Raw genomic sequence first — 23,214 nt, 5'->3', positions numbered from 1 at the left:
GTCGAGGGCAATGGCGGCATCGTTGTCTCTGCGCCAGACCCCGCTCGCATTCCGCGCGCCACCAAGAACCACGCCGAGGTCGCCGGCAGCCGCGCCGCGCATCGTCGCGACGGCGCCGCCATTGCCAAGCTGCTCTGCTGGCTCGACCGCCAGCAACCGGATACGCTCGACGAGATCGACGTCGTGACCAAACTCGAGGAGGTGCGGCGGCAGACCGGCGAGGAAACACAGATGCCGCTGCGCGACGTCTCCTTCGACACGATTTCCGGCGCCGGCCCGAACGGCGCCATCATGCACTACCGCGTCTCCCGCGCCACCAGCCGCAAGCTGCAAAGCGGCGAGCTGTTCCTGCTCGATTCCGGCGGACAATACCAGGACGGCACCACCGACATCACCCGCACCGTGCCGATCGGCCAGCCGACCGAAGAGATGCGCGAGCGCTTCACGCTGGTGCTGAAGGGCATGATCGGCATCTCGACGCTGCGCTTTCCGGCCGGCACGCGCGGTTCGGAAATCGATGCCGTCGCCCGCGTGGCCCTGTGGAAGCATGGCTGCGACTTCGCCCACGGCACCGGCCATGGCGTCGGCTCTTACCTCGCCGTGCATGAGGGCCCGCAGCGCATCGCCCGCACCGGCACCGAAAAACTGCTTGCCGGCATGATGCTGTCCAATGAGCCGGGCTATTACAAGGAAGGCTCCTACGGCATTCGCATCGAGAACCTGATCCTGGTCACGCCTGCCGAGCAGATCGAGGGCGGCGACATCGCCATGCACGGCTTCGAGACGCTGACGCTGGCGCCGATCGACAAGCGCCTCATCCGCAGCGACCTGCTGACCCGCGACGAACTGCACTGGCTCGACCAGTATCACGCGCGGGTTCTGGCCGAGATCGGTCCGATGGTGGACGGCGAGACGCTGGCCTGGCTGGAGAAAGCCACGGCGCCGCTGCCGCACGACGCCAAGATCTGACTTTTAGCCGACGAACTGCCTGGCCAGAATCAGCACCGCGGCACCGGCCAAAAACATCGCCATCAGGCCGCCGCGCAGCGACACCAGCGCGGTGACGATCAGCGCTGCCCATTCGGCCGGTCCGGCGCCGAGCGCGGCAGGTGCCACAAGTGTCGTCAGCACAGCGGCCGGCACGGCGTTGAGGCCGGCCTCGACACGCGGGTGGACGGTCTCGAAGCGCGAGATGACGAGATGGCCGCCGACGCGCGTGAGATAGGTGGCGACGGCGCCGGCGAGGATGATCCAGAAGGTCGTGCTCATGTGCGCTGCCCCACGCCGCTATGATGCGGCGGCAGAATGACCGCCAGAAGGACGCCGGCAATGGCGCCGATCGAGACATGCCAGGGCGAGCCGACCGTCTTGTAGGCGACGATCGAGGCGGCCGCGCTGGCGACGACCACCGGCAGCCACAGCGGCCGCTTGCGGAAGCCGAGAACCAGGCCGAGGAAATAGATCGGCAGCAGGAAATCGATGCCCAGAGCATGGGTATCCGGGATCATCTTGCCGAAGACCGCGCCGAGCGCGCTTTCGGCCACCCAGAACACATAGACCGGCAGGCCGAGCCCGAGATACCAGACGAACCCGACCGATTGGCCGGACGCCGCGCGCGCCTCGGCCACGGCATATTGCGGATCGGTCAGGATGAAATAGCCCAGCGCTTGCTGCAGCAGCGGCCAATGCGCCATGCGCCGGCCGATGCCGGCGGAATAGAGCACGTGACGGAAATTCACCGCGAAGATCGAGAGCACGATCAGCCAGGGCGCGACATGCTGGCCGAACAATTCGATGCCGACCATCTGGCTGGCGCCGCCGAAGATCAGCGCGCTCATGAGGAATGCTTCCAGGACCGAAAACCCGTTGTCCACGGCAATCGCGCCGAACAGGATCGCGAACGGCGCGGAGGCGACGACGACCGGCATCGACAGCCGCACGCCGTCCCAGAAATCGCTCCTCGCACGGCTTTCGGAGATTGCTTCCGCCGTCATCCAACTGCTCCCTTGAGCGGCTTGATTTAGGGAGCGTCGCCCCGCTTGTCACACCAATTCGCTTGAGCCGACGATCAGCGGAACTGATTGCCGGGCTTTGAGCGGCTCAGGCAGCCTTGCCCTGGATCGCCCTGCCCCAATCGAGCAGCGGCTTGGCGCGCAAGGTGAAGCCGACGAGATCGTCAACTAACGCCGCCATGCAGATGGTTTCGGGATCAATATTATGCCGCACCACGAAATGGCGGTTGCGGACTGCTTGCGCGAGATCGGCTTCGCTGACGTCCTCGAAACCACGCGGCGCGCGCTTCAGGCAATCTTCCCTATCCAGCTCCAGCCCAGTCTTTTTCAGCGCTGAAACCATGGCGCGGAAGGCGGCCGGCTTCGTCACGATCGCCTTGCGCATCGCCTGCAGCAACTCCGGTCCGGGCTGCCACCAGGCGACGCCGGCAAAGCAGCGCTCGAGGCCGATATGCACATAGAACACGCCCTGCTCCATCTTGGTGCCGTCTGGCGACAGGATTGCCGACAGGTGCCGATTATAGGGGCGCTTGTCCTTGGAGAAGCGAACGTCGCGATTGATGCGGAACAGCGACTTCTTGCGGTCGCCGCGCAGGCCAAGTCCCGCCGCCGCGAAACGCTCGCTGAGCGCTTCGACGAGATCGCAGAACGGCTCGTGCAGCTCACTCTCGTAGAGACCGCGGTTTTCCTGAAACCATTCGCGGCTCTGGTGGAAGTCGAGCGCCTTGAGGAACGGAATGGCCTTCTCGCCAAAACCCTTGAACGCTCCGGCCATCAGCCGCCCCTGCCGATGCGCTGCAGCCAGGTGTCCTCGTCGATCACCTCGATGCCGAGATCGCTCGCAACCTTGAGCTTGGAGCCGGCGCCCGGACCCGCCACCACCAGATCGGTCTTGGCCGAAACCGAGCCGGCGACCTTCGCCCCCAGGCGCTCCGCCATCGCCTTGGCCTCGGAGCGCGTCATCTTTTCCAGCGTGCCGGTGAACACCACCGTCTTCCCGGATACCTCGCTGCCGGCCGACATCTCGACCACATAGGGCTTGGGATGGACTTGCGCCAGCAGCGCATCGAGCACGTCGTCATTGCGCTCATTGCCGAAGAAGTCGCGCAAGGCGTTGATCACGGTGTCGCCGATGCCGTTGATCGACGGGAACACATCATGCGGATCCTGCGCCTTCGCCGTATCCTTGCCGACGCGGATCAGTTCCTCGATGGTCGAGAACTGGCGGGCAAGCACCGCCGCCGTGGTCTCGCCGATATGGCGGATGCCGAGCGCGAAGATGAAGCGGTCGAGCTCCGGCTCGCGGCGCGCGTCGATGGCTGCAAACAGCTTGTCGAGGCTTTCGTAGTTGCGATCTTCGACGCTGCGCACATTCTTGCGCGTCTTGCCCGATGCGGCCTCGCGCAGTCTCGCCTGCTCCTCACGCCGCTCCGCCAGCGCCTTGGTGACGGCCGGCCGGCGGTCCTTCAGCGTGAAGATGTCGGCGGCGGTCTTCACCAACCCGGCATTGAAGAACAGGTCAATGTTCTCGGCGCCGAGGCCCTCGATATCGAGCGCGCCGCGCGACACGAAGTGGCGCAGCCCCTCCACGGCCTGCGCTGCGCAGATCAGCTCGCCGGTGCAGCGGCGCCGCGAATCTTCCTTGCCGGTCTTCTCGTTGATCTCGCGCGTCGCCGGCGAGCCGCAGACCGGGCAGGTGTGCGGGAACTCATACGGCACCGCATCGGCCGGCCGCTTGTCGATGACGACCCTGACGATCTGCGGGATGACGTCCCCTGCCCGCTGGATCACCACCGTGTCGCCGATGCGAACGTCAATGCCGTCGCGGATCGGCTGCCCGTTGCTGTCAAAACCCTTGATATAATCCTCATTGTGCAGCGTGACGTTTTCCACCACCACGCCGCCGACCGTCACTGGCGCCAGCCGCGCCACCGGCGCCAGCGTGCCGGTGCGGCCGACCTGGATGTCGATCTTCTCAACCGTCGTCATCGCCTGTTCGGCCGGGAATTTGTGGGCAACTGCCCAGCGCGGCTCGCCGGTGACAAAGCCCCAGCGGCGCTGCAGCTCGAGCTGGTCGACTTTGTAGACAACGCCGTCGATGTCGTAGCCCAGCGAAGAACGCTGCTCCTCGATCCGATGGTAGTGCGCGATGAGTTCGTCGATCGACCTCGCCCGCACCATCAGCGGACTGACCTGGAACCCCCATTCCTTGAACTTCTGCACGGAATCGTACTGGGTCGGAGCGGGATCCGCCGTCGTGTAGCCCCAGGCATAGGCGAAGAATTTCAGATTGCGGCTGGCGGTGACGGCTGGATCCTTCTGGCGCAGCGACCCGGCCGCCGTGTTGCGTGGATTGACATAGTCCTGGCCGCCGATAGCTGCCGAGCGCTGCTTCAAAGCCTCGAACTCCGCGTAGGTCATGTAGACCTCGCCGCGGATTTCGATCACCTCCGGCCAGCCCGAGCCCTGCAACTTCTTCGGGATGTCGGCGATGGTCTTGAGATTGGCAGTGATGTCCTCGCCGACCGCGCCGTCGCCGCGTGTCGCGCCTTGCACGAAGATGCCGTTTTCGTAGCGCAGTGATGCCGATAGCCCGTCGATCTTCGGCTCCGCCGTGAAGGCGATATCGAGGTCCTTGTCGCGGTCGAAGAAGCGCCGGCCACGCTCGATGAAATCGGCCACGTCCTGGTCGGTATAGGCCTTGGCGAGGCTCAGCATCGGCACGGCATGCCGCACCTTGGTGAAGCCTTCCGCCGGCGGCGCGCCGACCCGACGCGACGGCGAATCCTCGCGAACGAGATCGGGAAAGCGCCCCTCGATGGCAAGGTTGCGCCGCGCCAGTGCGTCGTATTCGGCGTCCGAAATCGTCGGCGCATCCTCCATATGGTAGCGCCGGTCGTGCTCGGCGATCTCCGCCGCCAGCCGCTTCAGCTCCTCCGCGGCCTCGCTTTCGCTCAGCGAATCGACTGGTTTTTCAGACATGAAGCGCGGTCCTCGAATTGTGGCGGGCCACTATAAATCAGGATTCGGTATGGAGGAGTCGGCTTGCGCAAAAATCATTGCCGAACAGCAGGATGCAGCCACCTGCTGACTCGGCATTCCAGCCGGGGAATCAAGAAGCCTAGGCTGCCGCCGTGTTCTCGCGCAGCAACCGCTCAGCGGCGGCGCGCGCTTCATCGGTGATGGTGGCGCCGGCCAGCATGCGCGCGATCTCTTCCTGGCGCGCCGCGCGATCCATTTCGGCAATGCCGGTGGCGACACGGTCCTTGCCGCCGGACTTCGAGATTAGAAAATGCGTCGCAGCGCGCGCCGCCACTTGCGGCGCATGCGTGACCGAAAGCACCTGCACCCGCTTCGACAGCCTCGCCAGCCGCTGGCCGATGGCATCGGCCACGGCGCCGCCGACGCCGGTGTCGATCTCGTCGAAGACCAGGGTCGGCGCCGAGCCGCGGTCGGCAAGCGCCACCTTCAGGGCCAGAAGGAAGCGCGACAGCTCGCCGCCGGACGCAACCTTCATCATCGGCCCGGGCCGTGTGCCCGGATTGGTGCGCACCCAGAACTCGACCTGGTCGATGCCTTCTTCCATGCGGCCATCGGCATCGCTCACCATCTCGACGATGAACTCCGCCCGTTCGAGCTTGAGGGCCGGCAGTTCGGCCATCACCGCCTTGGTGAGGCCCGCCGCCGCCGCATGGCGCAGCGAAGAGAGCTGCGCCGCGGCTATGTCGTAAGCTTCGCGCGCGGCGGCTGCTTGTTTCTGCAGCCCGTGCAGGCGTTCCTCGCCCGCATCGAGATCGGCAAGGTCGGCCGCCATCGTGTCGCGCAGCTGCGCCAGATCGTCGACCGCGACATTGTGCTTGCGTGAGGCCGCGCGCAGCGAGAACAGCCGCTCTTCGGCCTTTTCCAGGCGCTGCGGATCGTATTCGGTGGCGCGTAGTGCTGTCTGGACGCCGGACTGCGCCGCGTCGAGCGAGATCATTGCCTCGTCCAGCGACTTGACCACATCGTCGAGCAGGCCCGGCACCTCACCCGATTTGCGCTGCAGCCGCCTGAGCAGGCTGGCGAGCTGCGGCAGGGGCGAAGACGGCCCCGACAGCACATCCTGCGCATCGTGAATCTCGGACGCGATCTTTTCGGCGCGCATCATCTGGGCGCGTAATTCGGCAAGCTCGGTCTCTTCGCCCGGCTGCGGATCGAGCTTCGCCAACTCGGCGACCGAGGCCCTGAGATAATCGGCCTCGCGCGCCGCCGCCTCGACCTTGGCGCGGTGCCGCGAAAGCTCCTGTTCGCAGTTCCGCCAATAGCGCCAGGCTTCGCCCGTCCCGCGCACGGCGCCGAGATGGCCGCCGAAACTATCCAGCAATTCGCGGTGGGCGCCGGGATCGACGAGCGCCCGCTCGTCATGCTGGCCGTGTATCTCGACCAGCGCGCGGCCGACGTCGCGCATCAGGGTCACGCTGGACGGCTGATCATTGACGAAAACGCGGGTGCGGCCGTCGGCGGTCTGCACGCGGCGCAGGATGATGTCGCCATCATCCTCGATGTCGTTGTCGGCAAGCAGCGCGCGCGCCGGGTGGTTGCGCGGCACGTCGAACACGGCGATGACCTGGCCCTGCGCCGCGCCATGGCGGACGAGCGACGCGTCGCCGCGCGCGCCAAGCGCCAGCGACAGCGCATCGAGCAGGATGGATTTGCCGGCGCCGGTCTCGCCGGTCAGCACCGAAAGCCCAGGCAAGAAGTCGATGTCCAGCTTCTCGATCAGGACGATATCGCGGATCGACAGTCTGGACAGCATCAGAAGTGTCAGGCGCCGGTGATCAGCTTCCCGGCCTTGGAGATCCACGACCCGGCATTCTCGCGCGGTTCAAGCCCGTTGCTCTGCAGGAGCTTGTAGGAATCCTTGTACCACTGGCTGTCCGGGTAGTTGTGGCCGAGCACCGCTGCGGCTGTCTGCGCTTCCGAAGTCAGGCCCATCGCGTAGTAGGCTTCGGTCAGTCGCGCGAGCGCCTCCTCGACATGGCGCGTGTTGGAGTAGTTCTCGACCACGGTGCGGAAGCGCTTGACGGCGGCGATATATTCGCGGCGTTCCAGATAGTAGCGGCCGATCTGCATCTCCTTGCCGGCGAGCTGGTCGGTGGCAAAGCGGATCTTGTCCTTGGCGTCGTCGACATACTCGGAATTCGGCCAGCGGGTCACCAGGTCCTGCATGGTCTGCACCGTCTGGCGCGCTTCCTTCTGGTCCTGGGTGACGTCCTTGATCTGCCGGTAGTAGCTCAAGCCGATGATGTACTGCGCATAGGCGGCATCGTCGGTTGACGGATAGAGCGTCAGGTAACGTTTGGCGGAACCGATCGCCTCGTCATAGTTGCCGGCGCGATAATCGGCGAAGGCGCCCATCACCATCGATTTGCGGGCGAATTCCGAGTAGGGATGCTGGCGGTCGACGGCGTCGAACTTCTTGCTCGCCTCATCGAGGCGGCCGGCATTCAGATTGGCGAGGCCCTGGTTGTAGAGAACGTCTGCGGGTTCGGTGTGGTCGACATAGGTCGCCAGATTGACGTCCTTTTCGGAGGACATGCAGGCCGACAGCATGAGCGACGGGGCGACCAACGAAAACGCCAGGAAAACAGCCCGATACGGCGCCTTCGATTGACCAACTCGCGAAAAAAACATGTTTGGATTCCGCCCTTTCGGCGTCGTTTCGGTCCCGGCCGCAGCCATAAACCATTATCCCCTTGCCCGGCAACGCTATGTCCGGCCAATCGCACATTTTTGTGGCGGTTTGGGACCGTCCCCAAAGCCGCTCGATTTCACGGGTTTGTGATGCATTTGCGCAACACAGGCTTCGCTACAAAGCCAGAAAATCGTTAAAAATCAGATGACCCAGGGCGCGTAGACCGGTCCGCTGACGGCGATCATTTCGGCGACCCGGCCGCGCTCGCGGCGCCGCGTCTCGACGATCTCGAAGGCCGTACGGTCCGAAAGCAGGCGGCGCAGCGCCGCCGCGTTCATCCGATGGCCGCCACGATAGGAGCGGAAGCAGCCGATGAAGCGCGCGCCGGCAAGCGCCAGGTCGCCCATGGCGTCGAGCGTCTTGTGGCGGGCGAATTCGTTCGGATAGCGCAGTCCGCCGACATTGATGACGCGGTTGTCGTCGCCGATGACCAGCGAGTTCTCCAGCGACGACCCGAGCGCGTAGCCGGCGGCCCACAGCCGCTCGACATCCTTCATGAAGCCGAAGGTGCGGGCCCGCGCGATGTCGCGGCGGAAGATGTCGGGGTTGATATCGGAGGCGAAGAGCTGGCGGCCGATTGCCGGGCTCTCGAAGTCGATCTCGACCTCGAATCGCGTGCCGTCATAGGGGCGGAACTCGGCCCAGGATGCACCGGCTTCGACGCGGATCGGCTTGACCACGCGGATATAGCGGCGCTTGACCGAAAGCGTGTCGATCCCCGCCTGGTCGAAGGCTTCGACAAAGGCCACCGCGCTGCCGTCGAGAATGGGGACTTCCGGACCGTCGATCTCGATGATGAGATTGTCGATGCCAAGTCCGAACACCGTCGCCATGAGATGTTCGACGGTTCCGATATGCTGGCCGACCGGATCGCCGAGCATGGTGCACAGGTCGGTGGCGCCGACCTCGGAGACCAGCGCGCGGAACTCGCGGAACTCGCCGCCATTCGCGAGGTGGAACACGATGCCGGTATCGGCGTCGGCGGGCAGGAAATGAACGGTGACGGGCTTGCCGCTGTGGACGCCGGTGCCGGTCAGCGTCACGCGCGCCTTAACTGTCGTCTGATAGTCGTGCAAGACAAACCCCATAAGCCCAAACCGCCTGTGTCCGCTTGTCAGCCTTAGGCATTATCGGCCCGACGGATCATCTGGCCTGCGCGCAAAAGCGGCGAATGAGCAAGGCAGCGGCTCTGATAACATCGGCAGGCAGGGCCAACTCCCCGAATCCCGGCAAACCGACTTTAGTCCGACGCGAAGATAGTGGCCCGTCCGGGAGACTCCAAATCACGGTTTCTTACCCCGTGTAACCGCTGCCCTGAACGAAGAAACACTCGTAATCCGTTGTTTCTCTATAACTTTTAAAGGCAACAGGCAGACGATTCTCTCGCCCGCCTGTTAACAGCTGTTATATATCGTTAGTGTATGTTCTGCCCGAAAGTGCACAGCGGTTTTGGGAGAACGACATTATCAAACATTGCTTAAAGCGCGCCGCACAGGCGGCGCGCTTTAACGATTAGTTCGCCTGGCGACGCAGGAACGCCGGGATCTCCAGCTGGTCGTCTTCCTGCACCGTGCGGCTTTGAGGCGTGAGGCGCCCCTGGTCGTCGAGCTGGCCGCGGCGCGGCGCATAGAGCTGCGGGTCCTGGCTGGCGAGGCGGCGCATTTCCGGTGCCGCCTGGCGCAGTTTCGGCTCGCGCGGCTGCGCCGGCTGCAGCCGGGCCGGCTCTTCCTCGCGGCGGGTCAGGCCGTTGGTCAGCCGCTTGATCAGCCCCATCGGTCCGCTGTTCTCATGATCCGCAGGGCGGCTCTTGGCCTCCACCTCGGCCCTCACGACCGGTGGAAAGTCCTCGACGCGCGGCATGCGCTGCGGCGCTGCAGCCACAGGCTGCGGCATCTCGCGCTGCGGCGCGGGCTGCATGACCGGCTGCTGGGCGATCGGCTGCGGCTGAGGCTGGGCCGGCGGAGCCTGGAAGATCTTGCTCTGCGGGCGGAAGTCGTCGAGCGGCGCGGGGCGCGGCTGTGCCATCGCGGCGGCGTTCGCCTCTGCAAGCTGGATCGCCTCGGCAACCGGATCGACGGCGCGCGGCTCGTAGGCCTGCTGCTGAACCGGTGCGGGACGGCTTTCCTGAACAGGTGCGGCGGGACGGGCGACCGGCTTCTGCGGCGCGCGGATGGAGATTGGCGCCGCGGCGATTTCGGCCGCCGACTTGTCGATGCCGGTAGCGACCACCGAGACGCGGATCACGCCTTCCAGTTCCTCGTCGAAGGTGGCGCCGAGGATAATGTTGGCGTCCTGGTCGACCTCCTCGCGGATCCGGGTCGCGGCTTCGTCGACCTCGAACAGGGTGAGGTCGCGGCCGCCGGTGATCGAGATCAGCAGGCCCTTGGCGCCCTTCATCGAGGTCTCGTCGAGCAGCGGATTGGCGATCGCCGCCTCGGCGGCGGCCATGGCGCGGCCCTCGCCCGAAGCCTCGCCGGTGCCCATCATCGCCTTGCCCATCTCTCGCATCACCGAGCGGACGTCAGCGAAGTCGAGATTGATCAGGCCTTCCTTGACCATCAGGTCGGTGATGCAGGCTACGCCGGAGTAGAGCACCTGGTCGGCCATGGCGAAGGCATCGGCGAAGGTGGTCTTGTCGTTGGCCAGCCGGAACAGGTTTTGGTTGGGGATGACGATGAGCGTATCGACGCATTTCTGCAGTTCCTCGATGCCCATGTCGGCCGTCTTCATGCGGCGCTGGCCCTCGAAATGGAACGGCTTGGTGACGACGCCGACGGTGAGGATGCCCTTTTCGCGCGCCGCGCGGGCAACGACGGGTGCAGCGCCCGTGCCGGTGCCGCCGCCCATGCCGGCGGTGACGAAGCACATATGCGTGTTGGACAGATGATCGATGATCTCGTCGATGCACTCTTCCGCCGCCGCGCGGCCGACTTCCGGCTGCGAGCCGGCGCCGAGGCCTTCCGTGACATGCGCGCCGAGCTGGATCAGCCGCTCAGCCTTCGACATCGTCAGCGCCTGCGCGTCGGTGTTGGCCACCACGAACTCGACGCCGCGCAAGCCGGCTGTGATCATGTTGTTGACCGCGTTGCCGCCGCCGCCGCCGACACCGAACACGGTGATGCGTGGCTTAAGCTCGGTGATGTCCGGCTTCTTGAGATTGATGGTCATAGTCTCCGTCCTTTGCCTTTCCCGCCGCCTCGCCGCTGCGGCCGCCTTTGGGGCTGTCCCCGTCAAATTAAAAACTGTCTCTCAACCACTGACTCATGCGATGCAGTTTTCCGCCCGTTCCGGTCATCCTGAAACCGGAAAGTCCTTTCGCCGAATGGCTCTCGAAGCTCGCCATTTGAGGATAGATCAGAAGCCCGACCGGGGTCGAAAACGCCGGCCCCTTGGCCGCTTCCGGCAGGCCTGCCACGCCGAGCGGCCGGCCGATGCGCACGTTGCGCCCAAGAATGCGGCGCGCCGCCTCCGGCAGGCCCGCCAGTTGGCTGGCGCCGCCGGTGAGGACGACCCGCTTGCCGACGGCGTTGCCGTAGCCCGATTTGTTCAGCCGGTCGCGCAAAAGCTCCAGCGTCTCGTCGATGCGCGCCCGGATGATCCGCGTCATCACCGAGCGCGGGATCTGTAGCGGCAGCTCGCCCTCCTCGCCGATCGGCTGGATGGAAACCAGGTCGCGGTCGTCCGCACTGCCCGGCAGCGCAGAGCCATGCATCACCTTCAGCCGCTCGGCGGCGTCGAGCGAAGTCGACAGCCCCTTGGCCATGTCGAGCGTCACATGATTGCCGCCGATGGCGATGGCGTCGCCATGCACGAACTTGCCTTCCGAGAACACCGAGATCGTGGTCGTGCCGCCGCCCATATCGATGCAGGCCGCGCCCATTTCGAGCTCGTCGTCGACCAAAGCCGCGAGACCGCTGGCATAGGGCGTCGCCACCATGCGCTCGACCGACAGATGCGAGCGGTTGATGCAAAGCTCGAGATTGCGCATCGGCGCAGCATCGCCGGTCAGCACATGCATATCGACGCCCAGCGTCTCCCCGACCATACCGCGGGGATCCCGCACGCCGCGCTCGGCATCGAGCGAGAAGCCGACGGGAAGCGAATGAACCACCTCTCGCTCGGCCCGCAGCGCCTGCTTGGCGCCGGCAGCGAGCACGCGCTTGATGTCGGCTTCCTCGACCTGATGGCCGCCGAGATTGATGGTTGCCGAAAAGGCCTCGCTCTTCAGCCGGCCGGCCGTCATGTTGACGATAAGGGAATCGACGGTGAGCCCCGCCATGCGCTCGGCGGCGTCGACGGCGAGACGGATGGCATGCTCGGCGCGGTCGAGATCGACCACGACGCCCGACTTAACTCCCTGCGACTTCTGATGGCCGATGCCGATCACCTGGATGCGATGCGAGCGTCCGCGCAACAGCTTGCCGTCCTCGCGCGGCTTCAGCTTCGCCACCACGCAGCAGACCTTGCTCGAGCCGACATCGAGCACCGTCAGCGTGCCCGACCGGCGCGAAGAGGCATCACCGCCGCCGCCAAGCCAGCTCATATCTTCGTCTCCGGCTTGCGTTTCGTCAGGGTCTTCGGCTTGTCGCTGAGCGCGGCTTCGCGCTGCGTCGCCGCTTCCGGCGAGAGCTCGACGACCAGGCGATCGGACAACCGCATGTCGACGGCAGCGATGTCGCGCGTTAACAGTCCGTCATCATGGTCAAGCTTGACGAGCTCGGCGATCGCCTGATCCTCGCCGTCTTCCGGCAGCTTCACGGTGATGCCGTTCTCCAGCTTGAGATCCCAGCGCCGCTCGCCGACACGAATATAGCCTTTGACCCGCGCCGCCAGCTCGGGATAGCGCTTGATCCTCTCCAGGAAATCCGGCGCCTTGGCCGGCGCGCCCGTGCCGATGATCAGCGGCAGCAAAGCCTGCTTGCCGCCCGAGAACGGCGCGATCACCTCGCCCGACCGCTCGATGACCGAAAGCGAATTGCCCTGCTGCCAGAGCGCGAAGGGCTCACGTTCCTCGACACGGACCTCGAGCGTGTGAGGATAGATCTTGCGCACCGCTGCAACCTCGACCCAAGGCAATGTCGCGATGCGCTCGCGCGCAGCCTCGGCATCAAAGCCGATCAGCGACGTCCAGCCATCGAGGCCGAGGCGGTCCAGTATATCGATCTCGGAAGTCTGGCGATTGCCGACGACCTTGATCTGGTCGACGGCAAAACCGGTTCGGGCCGTCACGCCCTGCACGATGCTGTCGGCGTAGCCGCCGAGATAGGCCCCGTAGGCTCCGGCGGAAGCCAACAAGGCAGCCGAGAGGATCGCAGCCGAGAAGCGCGGCGCCTCGTACTCGCCATCGCAGAGACGGGCAAGCAAACGCACCGGCCGCCGCAGCTGGCGCGGCAACACGAAATGGTCGAACGACAGCGGCACGCCGAACAGCGCAGGCCCAGTCCCGCGACCTTTGCCCTGGCCCCACCTCAACGCAGACACGAAGCGTCCTCCACCATCCAACTCAACAATTCGCCGAACGAATGCCCCGCTTGCGCGGCGATTTCAGGCACCAGAGACGTCGGCGTCATGCCCGGCTGGGTGTTGATCTCGAGCCAGACAACCTCGCCGTTTTCGGAGTGACGGTCGTCGTAACGGAAGTCCGACCGGGAAACGCCCCGGCAACCGATAGCAAGATGAGCCTTGAGGGCCAGTGTCTGTATTTTTTGGTAAATATTCGGTGAAATTTTTGCAGGGGTTTCGTGTTTTGATCCACCCGGGACGTACTTTGAATCGTAGTCGTAGAAGGAATGACCGGTCGGGATGATTTCACAGACCCCGAGCGCCACGTCACCCATCACCGCGCAGGTCAACTCGCGCCCGTGGATGTAGCGCTCGACCATGACGATCTCGCCATACTTCCATTCGGACGAGCCGATGACTTGCGGCGGATGCGACTGCCCCTCGTGCACGATGACGACGCCGAAGCTCGAGCCTTCATTGACCGGCTTCACCACGTAAGGCGGCTTCATCGGATGCTTGTTCTGGACGGAGAAGCGGTTGACCACCTTCGATTCCGCGACGGGAATGCCGGACGCCTTGGCGACCTTCTTGGCCTGCTCCTTGTTCATGGCCAGCGCCGAAGCGAGCACGCCCGAATGGGTGTAGGGAATTCCGAGATATTCGAGAATTCCCTGGATGGTGCCATCCTCGCCGAACGGGCCATGCAGCGCGTTGAAGGCGACATCGGGCTTGAGCTCGGCAAGCAGAGACCCGACATCGCGCGAAACATCGACGCGGGTGACCTGATAGCCTTCATTCTCGAGCGTATCCGCACATGCCTTCCCCGACGACAGAGACACGGGCCGCTCCGAGGAAAATCCCCCCAGGAGAACAGCCACATGCTTCTTCTTCATCCCGCCTTCCCCTTTCACGCCGGGCCTGCAACCAATATTTCCGCACGCAACATTTCCGCACATTGAGTCCGAGTCTTCCGGCAGGTTGCCCCCCAGACGGAAAACGCGGGTAACGCGTCAAACGACTCAAATCAGGAAACGCTTTAGCGCAGAGAATCAGAGAGTTGATTCCCTGGCAAGTACCTATGATTCCGAGAGATTCACTTTCCGCGAAAACGGGCGAGAAAAGTGTGTTGTTGAGTCTTTGCGGTAACGCTTGACGGCGTCGCCGACGACGCAAGTTCAAGCACTACTTGAACATCACAGCGAGCTAAAGAAGCTGGCCCAGGAACTCCTGCACCGCGTGACCCGGCCGGAAGTTGCCCAGCCGCTTGATCTCCCAATGCAGGCGGATGCCCGAATTTTCCAGCACCCGCGCGCGCACCGTCTCGCCGAGATATTCGAGATCGTAGCCGGTCGCCGTGCCGGTGTTGATCATGAAGTTGCAGTGCATCGGAGACATCTGCGCGCCGCCGATCATCAGCCCGCGACAGCCGGCCTTGTCGATCTCTTTCCACGCCGACGAGCCTTCCGGGTTCTTGAAGGTCGAACCGCCGGTCTTCTCGCGGATCGGCTGCACCGTCTCGCGATGGTTCTGCACGGCGTCCATCGCCGCCTTAATCGCAGCCTTGTCTTGCGGGATGCCCTCGAAGATGGCCGAGGTAAAGATCAATCCGCCAGGCGCCGACGAATGGCGGTAGGCATAGCCCATATCCGCATTGCTCAGCGTATGGACATTACCTGCGCGATCGAGCGCCCGCACCTCGACCACGCGCTCGCGCGTCTCGACGCCATTGGCGCCAGCATTCATCCTCAGCGCCCCGCCGACAGCGCCCGGAATGCCGTGATAGAAATGGAACCCGCCGATGCCGGCTTCATAAGCCACGGCGGCCAGGCGCTTGTCCGGCGTTGCCGCGCCAGCCTTGATGGTGGTCGATCCCGTGACTTCGGCCTCGCCAAAGCCCTTGGCGGAGAGCCTCACCACAAAACCGGGGATGCCGCCGTCGCGCACCAGAAGGTTTGAGCCGACGCCGACGACCGTGATCGGGATTTCCTCCGGCACCGCGCGCAGGAAGGCCGCGAGATCCTCCTCGTCGGCCGGCTGGAACAGCGCTTCCGCCAGCCCGCCGGCACGGAACCAGGTGATCTTGTCCATCTCGGCATTGGGCGTGACGCGGCCGCGCAGGCCGGCAAGCTTGTCGCCGAGCTTGTCGATCAGGTCCTGGCCGCGCATCATGAGGGGGCCCCACCGAGTTCCTTGGGCAGCGCATAGGCCCATTGCGTGATGTTGCCGGCGCCAAGGAAGATGACGAAGTCGCCCGGCTTGGCAAGTTCGCGGACGGCCGGCGCGACCGCCGTCGGGCCTTCGATATAGCGCGCGTCGCGATGGCCGCCGGCACGGATGCGCGACACCAGCGCGTCCGAGGTCACGCCCTCGATCGGTTCCTCGCCGGCCGCGTAAACGGGCGCCACCATGACCGTGTCGGCATCGTTGAAGCAGACGGAAAACTCATTGAACAGGTCGTGCAGCCGGGTGAAGCGGTGCGGTTGCGCAATCGCGATGACGCGGCCCTTTGTGGCCCCGCGCGCGGCCTTGAGCACCGCCGCGATCTCCACCGGGTGGTGGCCGTAATCGTCGAAGACCTCGACGCCGTTCCAGGAACCGGTGTGCGTGAAACGCCGCTTGACGCCGGCGAAGGATGACAGGCCTTTCTTGATGGCTTCGGCGGACAGACCGAGCTCGTGCGCGACCGCGATCGCCGCCGTCGCGTTGGAGACATTATGGCGGCCGGGCATGGGCAGTCGCAGACCTGTGATCGTCGTCGTGCCCCGTCCCTTGCGGTCGCGGATCACCACGTCGAACTCGGATGTAGCTCCGTCCATGCGATGATTGGCGAAGCGCACGTCGGCCTGGGCATTCTCGCCATAGGTGATGACGCGCCGATCCTCGATGCTGCCGACCAGCGCCTGCACCTCCGGATGGTCGGTGCACATCACGCCGAAACCGTAGAACGGAACGTTCTCGACGAACTGGCGGAAGGCCTCGCGCACCTTGTCGAAGCTGCCATAGTGGTCGAGATGCTCGGGGTCGATGTTGGTGACGACGGCGATGTCGGCCGGCAGCTTGAGGAAGGTACCGTCGCTCTCGTCGGCCTCGACCACCATCCACTCGCCGTCACCCATGCGGGCATTGGTACCATACGCGTTGATGATCCCGCCATTGATGACGGTCGGATCAAGCCCGCCGGCTTCGAGCAGCGTCGCGACCATGGAGGTGGTCGTCGTCTTGCCATGCGTGCCGCCGATGGCGACCGCCTGGCGGAAGCGCATCAGCTCGGCCAGCATCTCGGCGCGGCGCACGACCGGCAGCAGTTTCTCGCGCGCCGCCTTGAGCTCGGGGTTGGATTTCTTGATGGCGGTCGACACCACGACCACCTCGGCCTCGCCGATGTTCTCGGCCTTGTGGCCGACGAAGCATTCGATGCCCCTGTCGCGCAGCCGCTGCACATTGGCGCCGTCCGCCTGGTCGGAGCCCTGCACCTTGTAGCCGAGATTGTGCAGCACCTCGGCAATGCCGCTCATGCCGATGCCGCCGATGCCGATGAAATGCACGAGGCCGATCGTCTGCGGCATCTTCATGCGCGCGTCCTCCTGTAGTCGGAAACCGTTTTGCCGGACGCAATAGCCTCTGTGAGATCGCCGAGCAACCGCGCCGCGTCGGGTTTTCCGGCCGAGCGGGCAGCCGCGGCCATTGCGGTCAGCCGGCCGGGATCCTCCATCAGCCCGCCGACCAACGCGGCGATCCGCTCGGCCGAGAGCGTCGATTGCTGATGGACCTCGGCCCCACCGGCGGAGGCAAGTGCCGCGGCATTCGCCGCCTGGTCGTGATCGAGCGCATGCGGGTAAGGCACCAGCAGCGCCGGGCGTCCAATGACCGCGATCTCCGATACGGTCGAGGCACCGGACCGCGACATCACCAGATGTGCGGCCGCCATGCGCGCCGCCATATCGGTGAAGAAGGGCGAGACCTGCGCGTCGACGCCGAGATCGGCATAGGCGGTCTTCACTCGCGCCACGTCTTCCGCGCGCGCCTGCTGGGTGATCGCCAGCCGCTTGCGCTGCGCTTCGGGCAAAAGCGCTATCGCCGCCGGCACAGCATCGGAAAAGAACTGCGCACCCTGGCTGCCGCCGAAGACCAGGAAGCGGAACGGCTCGCTGGCATCCGACGCGACATAAGGCGATTTCGCCGCTTCAAGTATCTGCGGCCTCACAGGATTGCCCGTGGTCACCGTCTTGGCGCCGGCCGCGCTTTCCCCCTCCGGCAGGAAACCGCCGGCAATCGCATCGACCCGGCTCGACAGCGCCTTGTTGGCACGGCCCATGACGGCGTTCTGCTCATGGATCAGCGTCGGCACCTTGCGCCGTGTCGCCGCATAGAGCGGCGGCAATGTCGGATAGCCGCCGAAGCCGACGACGACGTCGGGCTTGATCCTGGCGATGACACGCCCCGCTTGCCGCACGCCTTGCCAGATCGCCCAGAAGGCGGCGAGCACGGCGAAGGGATTCTTCGAGCCCAAAGTCGCCGAGCGGATGGAGTGGATCGCGGCGGCGGGAAAGTGGCCGGAGTAGCGCTCCGCGCGGCGGTCGGTGGCAAGATGCACCTCCCAGCCCCGCTCGATCAGCTCATGCGCAAGCGCCTCGGCTGGGAACAGATGTCCGCCCGTTCCGCCGGCCGCCAGCAGGATGACACCCCTCGACATCCCGCCTCATTCCGCCGGCATGGCGCGCTGCGAGAAGGCGTAGCCAATCTGCTTGCGCTTTTCGGGATGCTTGCGCGTCAGCGCCAGCACCATGCCCATCGAGACGGCAATCGCGATCTGCGAGGAGCCGCCGTAGGAAATGAAGGGCAGCGTCATGCCCTTGGCCGGCATCAACTGTAGGTTCACGCACATGTTGATGGCCGACTGCAAGCCGAAAATGGTGACGAGCCCGCCGACGGCGTAACGGGTGAAGTCGTCATGCTCCTTGAGCGCGATGCTCAATCCGCGCAGCACGATGAAAGCGAAAATCGACATGATGAAGAAGCACATGATCAGCCCGAACTCCTCGCCCGCGACCGAAAACACGAAGTCGGCGTGGCTGTCGGGGATGACCCGCTTCACCGTGCCCTCGCCTGGGCCGACGCCGAACCAGCCGCCATTGATCAGCGCCTCGCGGCCCATGTCGACCTGGAAAGTGTCGCCTTCGCCGGTGAGGAACTTGTCAATGCGGGCAGCCACATGCGGAAACACTGTATAGGCCGCGAACACGCCGCCGACGCCGGCGGCCCCCAGCGCGACGATCCAGAACCACGGCAGGCCGGCCATGAAGAACATCACGCCCCAGGTGCCCAGCACCAGCATGGTCTGGCCGAGATCCGGCTGCGCGATCAGCAGCGAGATCACCAAGGCCAGCAGCAGCATGGCGAACAGATTGCCGGGAATGTCTGGCTGGCGCTTGTGCTCGGCAAACAGCCAGGCGCAAATGATGACAAAGGCCGGCTTCAGGAACTCGGACGGCTGGATCGAGAGCCCGGCCAGCGATACCCAGCGCCGCGCGCCCTTCACCTCGACGCCGATATAGAGAACCGCCACCATCAGCACCAGCATGATGCAGATCATCGCCAGCGACATGCGCCTTATTTGTCGCGCTTCCAGGAAGGAAACCGCGAGCATCACGACGAGCGCCGGGATGGTGAAGATGATCTGTCTTGTGGCGAAGTGGAAGCTGTCGAGACCGATGCGCTCGGCGACCGCCGGGCTTGCGGCGAAGGACAAGACGATGCCGAGCCCCATCAGCGACAGAAATGCCGCCAGGAACCAGCGATCGATCGTCCACCACCAGGTTGCGACCGGACTTTTGTCGAGACGGCTTTGCATCAACGTGGCCCTCCGATGGGTTTCACCCCATCAATAGCAGTCGCAGCTTGCCTGAAGGCTTCGCCGCGAACCTCGAAATTCTTGAACTGGTCGAAACTGGCGCAGGCCGGCGAAAGCAGGACGACGGCCTCGCCGCCGGTGTCGCCCGCGGCGTCATGGGCGGCGTGCTCGACCGCGGCCGCCAACGTTCCGGAAATTTCGTAAGGCACCGCCTCGCCGAGCGTGGCGGCGAAAGCGGGAGCGGCCTCGCCGATCAGATAGGCCTTGGCGATGCGTGGGAAGAAACCGCGCAGCGGCTCTATCCCGCCTTCCTTGGGCAGGCCGCCTGCGATCCAATAGATGCGGTTGAAGCTCGACAGCGCGGGAGCCGCCGCATCGGCATTGGTCGCCTTGGAATCGTTGACGAACAGCACATGATCCTTGCGGCCCACCTGCTCCATGCGGTGCGCCAGCCCCGGGAAGCTTTCCAGCCCCGCCTGGATCTCGCCGAGTTCCAGCCCGACCCTGAGGCAGGCGGCCACGGCGGCGAGCGCGTTCTGCGCATTATGCTGGCCGCGCAGCGAGCCGATGCCTTCCAGGAATGCGATGCGGCTGTAGCGACCGTGCACGGCTTCCATCAGATTCGTGCCGTCAGCGAAATAGCCGTCGGTCAGCGGCAAGCGCTTGGAAATGCGGATCACTTGCCGGCCTGCCCGCTCCAGCCGGTCGGCGATCTGGGCGCACCAGGAATCGTCGACGCCGATGATCGCGGTGTCGCTGCCGGCGACCAGCCTTTCCTTGATCGAGGCGTAATGGGCCATGGTGCCGTGGCGGTCGAGATGGTCGGGCGTCAGATTGAGCAGGATGCCGGCGGTCGGATTGATCGAGGGCGCGAGATCGATCTGGTAGGAAGAGCACTCCACCACATAGTGCCGTTCGGCCTCGGGCGGATCGAGCGTCATGATGGCGCGGCCGATATTGCCGCCCATCTGGGTGTCGCGTCCGGCCGACTTCAGGATGTGCGCCGTCATCGCTGTGGTCGTCGATTTGCCGTTGGTGCCGGTGATCGCGACGAAGGGTGCGGCCGGCGCGCGCTGGATGCGCTCGCGGCAGAACAGCTCGATATCGCCGATCACCTCGACGCCGGCGCCGCGCGCCAGTTCCACCGTCCAGTGCGGCTTCGGATGCGTGAGCGGCACACCGGGCGACAGGACGAAGGCCGCAAAGCGCGACCAGTCGGCGCCGCGCAGGTCGCCGGTCGCGATCCCGGCGGCTGCTGCCTTGGCGACGCTGTCCGGATTGTCGTCCCAGGCGAGGATCTCGGCGCCGCCGGCGATCAGCGCATGCGCGGTGGCAATCCCCGACCCGCCGAGCCCGAAGAGCGAAACGCGTTTGCCTGCAAATGAAGCGGCGGCGATCAAGCGGGCATCCTATCTGAGCTTGAGGGTGGAGAGGCCGACCAGCGCCAGGATGACGGCGATGATCCAGAAGCGGATCACCACCTGGCTTTCGGTCCAGCCGAGCTTTTCGAAATGGTGATGGATCGGTGCCATCAGGAAGACGCGCTTGCCGGTCATCTTGAAATAGCCGACCTGGATGATGACCGACAGGATCTCCACCACGAACAGGCCGCCGACAATGACCAGCACGATCTCGTGCTTGGTGGCGACAGCGATGGTGCCGATCAGGCCGCCCATGGCAAGCGAGCCGGTGTCGCCCATGAAGATTGCGGCCGGCGGTGCGTTGAACCACAGGAAGCCGAGGCCGGCGCCGATGACGGCGCCCAGCACGACCGCCAGTTCGCCGGTGCCGGGAACGAAATGGATCTGCAGATACTCGGCGAACACCGCGTTGCCGGAAAGATAGGCGATGACGCCGAACGACGCCGCAGCGATCATGATCGGCACGATCGCCAGCCCGTCCAGACCGTCGGTCAGGTTCACCGCATTGCCGGCGCCGACGATCACGAAGCAGGAGAACGGCACGAAGAACCAGCCGAGATGGATCAGGAATTCCTTGGCGAACGGGAAGGTCAGCGACGACGAGAACGGCGCCTGGCCGTTATGCATGATCACCCAGGCCGCGATGCCGGCGACAACGAATTCGATCGCCAGCCGCGCCTTGCCGGAGAAGCCCAGATGCGACTGTTTCGTCACCTTGAGATAGTCGTCGTAGAAACCGATCGAGCCGAAGCCGACGGTGACCAAAAGCACCACCCAGACATAGATGCTGGAGAGGTTTGCCCACAGAAGCGAGGAGCCGATGATGCCGGACAGGATCATCAGCCCGCCCATCGTCGGCGTTCCGGCCTTCTTGAAATGCGTCTGCGGTCCGTCGGCGCGGATCGGCTGGCCCTTGCCCTGGCGAAGCCGCAGCGAATTGATGATGGTCGGTCCGAATATGAAGACGATCAGCGCCGAAGTGATCAGCGCACCGCCGGTGCGAAAGGTGATGTAGCGGAAGACATTGAAGGCCGAGATCTTGTCCGCGAAATCAACGAGTAAAGTGAGCATCGGTCCCCCGGATCCCGACCTCAGGTCGGTTCAATGGTTGCGGCTTCCGCCGGAAATTTGCCGAGCAATGCCTCGACCAGCTTTGAAAAGCCGATGCCTTTCGACGACTTGACCATCACCACGTCGCCCGGCCTGATCGCCGACATGACGACGGGCTTCAGCTCTTCGGCTCCTGGCCGGTACTCGGTTTCGACATCCGAAGGCAAAACCTCGGCCAGTGCCCGCATCTCCGGGCCGCCGAGAAAGACGTTGCGCGTTTCTGTGCCGACAATAAGTTCGGCAAGGGCCGCGTGGAGCTTCGCCGAATGGCTGCCGAGTTCCAGCATGTCGCCAAGCACGGCGATGCGCCTGCCCTCGCCCGATACCGGCGTGGCGTTGAGCAGCGCCATGGCTGCCGCCATCGACGCCGGATTGGCATTGTAGCTCTCGTCGATCAGCGTGATCGGACCGTTCGGATGGCGCAAAATGTGGCGCCGGCCGCGCCCGCGCTCGGCCGAAAGATCGGCGAGCGCCGCCGCGACCTTGTCGAGATCGGCGTCGACCAGTTGCGCGGCGCCAAGCACCGCCAGCACATTCTGCACGATGTGGCGGCCGGGCGCCCCCACACGGGCCGTCACGTCCCTCTTGCCGATCTTGACCGCGATATCGGAGTGATCGGCATAAAGGTCGCAGCCAATAAGACGAAAGGCCGAGCGGGCGTTCTCGCCGAAGCCGAAGACATGCTCGACACCTGCATCCTTGGCCACTTTCCCGAGCAGCTTCCAACGCGGATCGTCGCGATTGAGCAGCGCGGCGCCGCCGGCCTCTATGCCCTCGAAAATCTCGGCCTTGGCCATGGCGATCTCGTCGAGATTCTTGAAGAAGCCGAGATGGGCGGCCGCGATCAGCGTGACGATCGCGACATGCGGCCTCACCATCTTGACCAGCGGCCTTATCTCGCCCGGATGATTCATGCCGATCTCGAAGATCGCGTAGTCGCAGTCTGCGGGCATGCGCGCCAAGGTAAGTGGCACGCCCCAGTGATTGTTAAACGACTGCGCCGAGGCGTGCACCTTGCCGACCGCCGACAGCACATGGCGCAGCGCTTCCTTTGTGGTCGTCTTGCCCGCAGAGCCGGTCACCGCGATGATCTTGGCCCGTGAGCGAGCGCGCGCCGCAATGCCGAGCTTTTCCAGCGCCGCAAGCACATCCTGCACGACGATCATCGGCGCCGTCAGCCGGCCGAGCGACGGCAGCTTGCCCTCGGCGACGACCAGCACGGCAGCGCCCGCCTTCACTGCGGCGGTCGCGAAATCGTGGCCGTCCATCGTCTCGCCCTTGATGGCGAAGAAGGCGTTGCCCGGTTCGAGGCTGCGGCTGTCGATCGAAATGCCGGTGATGCCTTCCGGCAGCGAGCCGATCGGCCTGCCGCCCATGGCCTCGACAAGCGCTTGCGACGTCCACAGCAAGCTCATGCGGCGCGCTCCTGGAGCGCCTCGCGCACTTCCTCGTGATCGGAAAAGTGGAAGGTTTCGGTGCCGATCGTCTGGCCTTCCTCATGCCCCTTGCCGGCAACGATCAGCGTATCGCCGGCATGGAGCATGGCGACGGCCTCGTGGATCGCTTTGCGGCGGTCGCCGATCT

At 64.9% G+C, this 23,214-nt stretch carries 19 protein-coding genes and 1 pseudogene; 1 reads left to right on the top strand and 19 read right to left on the bottom strand.

Annotation, left to right across the window (positions count from 1 at the left end):
* On the top strand, positions 1–969 hold a 969-nt coding region (locus EOA49_RS18870), incomplete at its 5' end, for a M24B family metallopeptidase (RefSeq protein ID WP_127243291.1).
* A 3-nt stretch (positions 970–972) separates the two neighbouring features.
* On the opposite strand, the gene EOA49_RS18865 is transcribed toward EOA49_RS18870, so the two are convergent.
* From EOA49_RS18865 to EOA49_RS33555, 19 genes and pseudogenes are all read right to left on the bottom strand, one after another.
* The gene (locus tag EOA49_RS18865; protein ID WP_067329066.1) at positions 973–1,269 is read right to left on the bottom strand and encodes an AzlD family protein; all 297 of its coding nucleotides are present in this window, start codon (positions 1,267–1,269) and stop codon (positions 973–975) included.
* Positions 1,266–1,994, bottom strand: a complete 729-nt coding sequence (locus EOA49_RS18860) for an AzlC family ABC transporter permease (protein ID WP_095802426.1) — start codon at positions 1,992–1,994, stop codon at positions 1,266–1,268. The genes EOA49_RS18865 and EOA49_RS18860 overlap by 4 nt, the downstream gene beginning before the upstream one ends.
* Positions 1,995–2,100: 106 nt before the next feature.
* The gene (locus EOA49_RS18855) at positions 2,101–2,787 is read right to left on the bottom strand and encodes a TIGR02453 family protein (protein WP_067329064.1); all 687 of its coding nucleotides are present in this window, start codon (positions 2,785–2,787) and stop codon (positions 2,101–2,103) included.
* Positions 2,787–4,994: an NAD-dependent DNA ligase LigA gene (ligA, locus tag EOA49_RS18850; RefSeq protein ID WP_127240104.1), complete on the bottom strand. Its 2,208-nt coding sequence runs from the start codon at positions 4,992–4,994 to the stop codon at positions 2,787–2,789. The genes EOA49_RS18855 and ligA overlap by 1 nt, the downstream gene beginning before the upstream one ends.
* A 139-nt stretch (positions 4,995–5,133) precedes the next feature.
* Entirely contained in the window at positions 5,134–6,807 is a 1,674-nt protein-coding gene (gene recN / locus EOA49_RS18845; RefSeq protein WP_127216228.1) for a DNA repair protein RecN, read from the bottom strand.
* 8 nt (positions 6,808–6,815) lie between these two features.
* On the bottom strand, positions 6,816–7,685 hold the full coding sequence (locus EOA49_RS18840; RefSeq protein WP_066990991.1) for an outer membrane protein assembly factor BamD: 870 nt from the start codon (positions 7,683–7,685) through the stop codon (positions 6,816–6,818).
* A gap of 201 nt (positions 7,686–7,886) precedes the next feature.
* A complete protein-coding gene (lpxC, locus tag EOA49_RS18835) occupies positions 7,887–8,834 on the bottom strand; it encodes a UDP-3-O-acyl-N-acetylglucosamine deacetylase (RefSeq protein WP_095832082.1) in 948 nt (315 codons plus the stop codon).
* Positions 8,835–9,258: 424 nt separating this feature from the next.
* Complete coding sequence (ftsZ, locus tag EOA49_RS18830; protein WP_095824918.1) at positions 9,259–10,914, bottom strand: cell division protein FtsZ; 1,656 nt, start codon at positions 10,912–10,914, stop codon at positions 9,259–9,261.
* Positions 10,915–10,981: 67 nt separating this feature from the next.
* A complete protein-coding gene (gene ftsA / locus EOA49_RS18825; protein ID WP_066990759.1) occupies positions 10,982–12,289 on the bottom strand; it encodes a cell division protein FtsA in 1,308 nt (435 codons plus the stop codon).
* Entirely contained in the window at positions 12,286–13,227 is a 942-nt protein-coding gene (locus tag EOA49_RS18820) for a cell division protein FtsQ/DivIB (protein ID WP_127240106.1), read from the bottom strand. The genes ftsA and EOA49_RS18820 overlap by 4 nt, the downstream gene beginning before the upstream one ends.
* The gene (locus EOA49_RS18815) at positions 13,215–14,141 is read right to left on the bottom strand and encodes a D-alanine--D-alanine ligase (RefSeq protein ID WP_095802420.1); all 927 of its coding nucleotides are present in this window, start codon (positions 14,139–14,141) and stop codon (positions 13,215–13,217) included. Before EOA49_RS18815 ends, EOA49_RS18820 begins: the two co-directional genes overlap by 13 nt.
* 310 nt (positions 14,142–14,451) lie before the next feature.
* Entirely contained in the window at positions 14,452–15,417 is a 966-nt protein-coding gene (gene murB / locus EOA49_RS18810) for a UDP-N-acetylmuramate dehydrogenase (protein ID WP_095802419.1), read from the bottom strand.
* On the bottom strand, positions 15,414–16,820 hold the full coding sequence (gene murC, locus EOA49_RS18805; RefSeq protein ID WP_127240107.1) for a UDP-N-acetylmuramate--L-alanine ligase: 1,407 nt from the start codon (positions 16,818–16,820) through the stop codon (positions 15,414–15,416). The genes murB and murC overlap by 4 nt, the downstream gene beginning before the upstream one ends.
* Positions 16,817–17,941: an undecaprenyldiphospho-muramoylpentapeptide beta-N-acetylglucosaminyltransferase gene (murG, locus tag EOA49_RS18800; protein WP_127240108.1), complete on the bottom strand. Its 1,125-nt coding sequence runs from the start codon at positions 17,939–17,941 to the stop codon at positions 16,817–16,819. Before murG ends, murC begins: the two co-directional genes overlap by 4 nt.
* 6 nt (positions 17,942–17,947) lie before the next feature.
* Entirely contained in the window at positions 17,948–19,099 is a 1,152-nt protein-coding gene (ftsW, locus tag EOA49_RS18795) for a putative lipid II flippase FtsW (RefSeq protein WP_066990742.1), read from the bottom strand.
* Positions 19,099–20,499 carry a UDP-N-acetylmuramoyl-L-alanine--D-glutamate ligase gene (murD, locus tag EOA49_RS18790; RefSeq protein ID WP_066990739.1) on the bottom strand — a complete coding sequence of 467 codons (1,401 nt, stop codon included), beginning with the start codon at positions 20,497–20,499 and terminating at the stop codon, positions 19,099–19,101. Before murD ends, ftsW begins: the two co-directional genes overlap by 1 nt.
* A 9-nt stretch (positions 20,500–20,508) precedes the next feature.
* Positions 20,509–21,591, bottom strand: a complete 1,083-nt coding sequence (gene mraY, locus EOA49_RS18785; protein ID WP_095802416.1) for a phospho-N-acetylmuramoyl-pentapeptide-transferase — start codon at positions 21,589–21,591, stop codon at positions 20,509–20,511.
* A 20-nt stretch (positions 21,592–21,611) separates the two neighbouring features.
* Positions 21,612–23,045 (bottom strand): UDP-N-acetylmuramoylalanyl-D-glutamyl-2,6-diaminopimelate--D-alanyl-D-alanine ligase, encoded by a 1,434-nt coding sequence (locus tag EOA49_RS18780; RefSeq protein ID WP_095828958.1) that lies wholly within the window; start codon positions 23,043–23,045, stop codon positions 21,612–21,614.
* Positions 23,042–23,214 (bottom strand): annotated as a pseudogene (locus tag EOA49_RS33555) (UDP-N-acetylmuramoyl-L-alanyl-D-glutamate--2,6-diaminopimelate ligase); the annotation flags it as partial. The gene EOA49_RS18780 and the pseudogene EOA49_RS33555, both read right to left, overlap by 4 nt.

The organism is Mesorhizobium sp. M1A.F.Ca.IN.020.04.1.1, assembly GCF_003997315.1.
In the GTDB taxonomy this organism is placed as follows: Bacteria; Pseudomonadota; Alphaproteobacteria; order Rhizobiales; family Rhizobiaceae; genus Mesorhizobium.
The sequence above is the reverse complement of the archived record's forward strand: the minus strand, read 5'-3'. Positions and strand labels throughout refer to the sequence as shown.

Coding starts and splice junctions, on each gene's coding strand:
- EOA49_RS18865 (WP_067329066.1), bottom strand. CDS start 1,269: ATGAGCACGACCTTCTGGATCATCCTCGCCGGCGCCGTCGCCACCTAT.
- EOA49_RS18860 (WP_095802426.1), bottom strand. CDS start 1,994: ATGACGGCGGAAGCAATCTCCGAAAGCCGTGCGAGGAGCGATTTCTGG.
- EOA49_RS18855 (WP_067329064.1), bottom strand. CDS start 2,787: ATGGCCGGAGCGTTCAAGGGTTTTGGCGAGAAGGCCATTCCGTTCCTC.
- ligA (WP_127240104.1), bottom strand. CDS start 4,994: ATGTCTGAAAAACCAGTCGATTCGCTGAGCGAAAGCGAGGCCGCGGAG.
- recN (WP_127216228.1), bottom strand. CDS start 6,807: ATGCTGTCCAGACTGTCGATCCGCGATATCGTCCTGATCGAGAAGCTG.
- EOA49_RS18840 (WP_066990991.1), bottom strand. CDS start 7,685: ATGTTTTTTTCGCGAGTTGGTCAATCGAAGGCGCCGTATCGGGCTGTT.
- lpxC (WP_095832082.1), bottom strand. CDS start 8,834: ATGGGGTTTGTCTTGCACGACTATCAGACGACAGTTAAGGCGCGCGTG.
- ftsZ (WP_095824918.1), bottom strand. CDS start 10,914: ATGACCATCAATCTCAAGAAGCCGGACATCACCGAGCTTAAGCCACGC.
- ftsA (WP_066990759.1), bottom strand. CDS start 12,289: ATGAGCTGGCTTGGCGGCGGCGGTGATGCCTCTTCGCGCCGGTCGGGC.
- EOA49_RS18815 (WP_095802420.1), bottom strand. CDS start 14,141: ATGAAGAAGAAGCATGTGGCTGTTCTCCTGGGGGGATTTTCCTCGGAG.
- murB (WP_095802419.1), bottom strand. CDS start 15,417: ATGATGCGCGGCCAGGACCTGATCGACAAGCTCGGCGACAAGCTTGCC.
- murC (WP_127240107.1), bottom strand. CDS start 16,820: ATGAAGATGCCGCAGACGATCGGCCTCGTGCATTTCATCGGCATCGGC.
- murG (WP_127240108.1), bottom strand. CDS start 17,941: ATGTCGAGGGGTGTCATCCTGCTGGCGGCCGGCGGAACGGGCGGACAT.
- ftsW (WP_066990742.1), bottom strand. CDS start 19,099: ATGCAAAGCCGTCTCGACAAAAGTCCGGTCGCAACCTGGTGGTGGACG.
- mraY (WP_095802416.1), bottom strand. CDS start 21,591: ATGCTCACTTTACTCGTTGATTTCGCGGACAAGATCTCGGCCTTCAAT.
- EOA49_RS18780 (WP_095828958.1), bottom strand. CDS start 23,045: ATGAGCTTGCTGTGGACGTCGCAAGCGCTTGTCGAGGCCATGGGCGGC.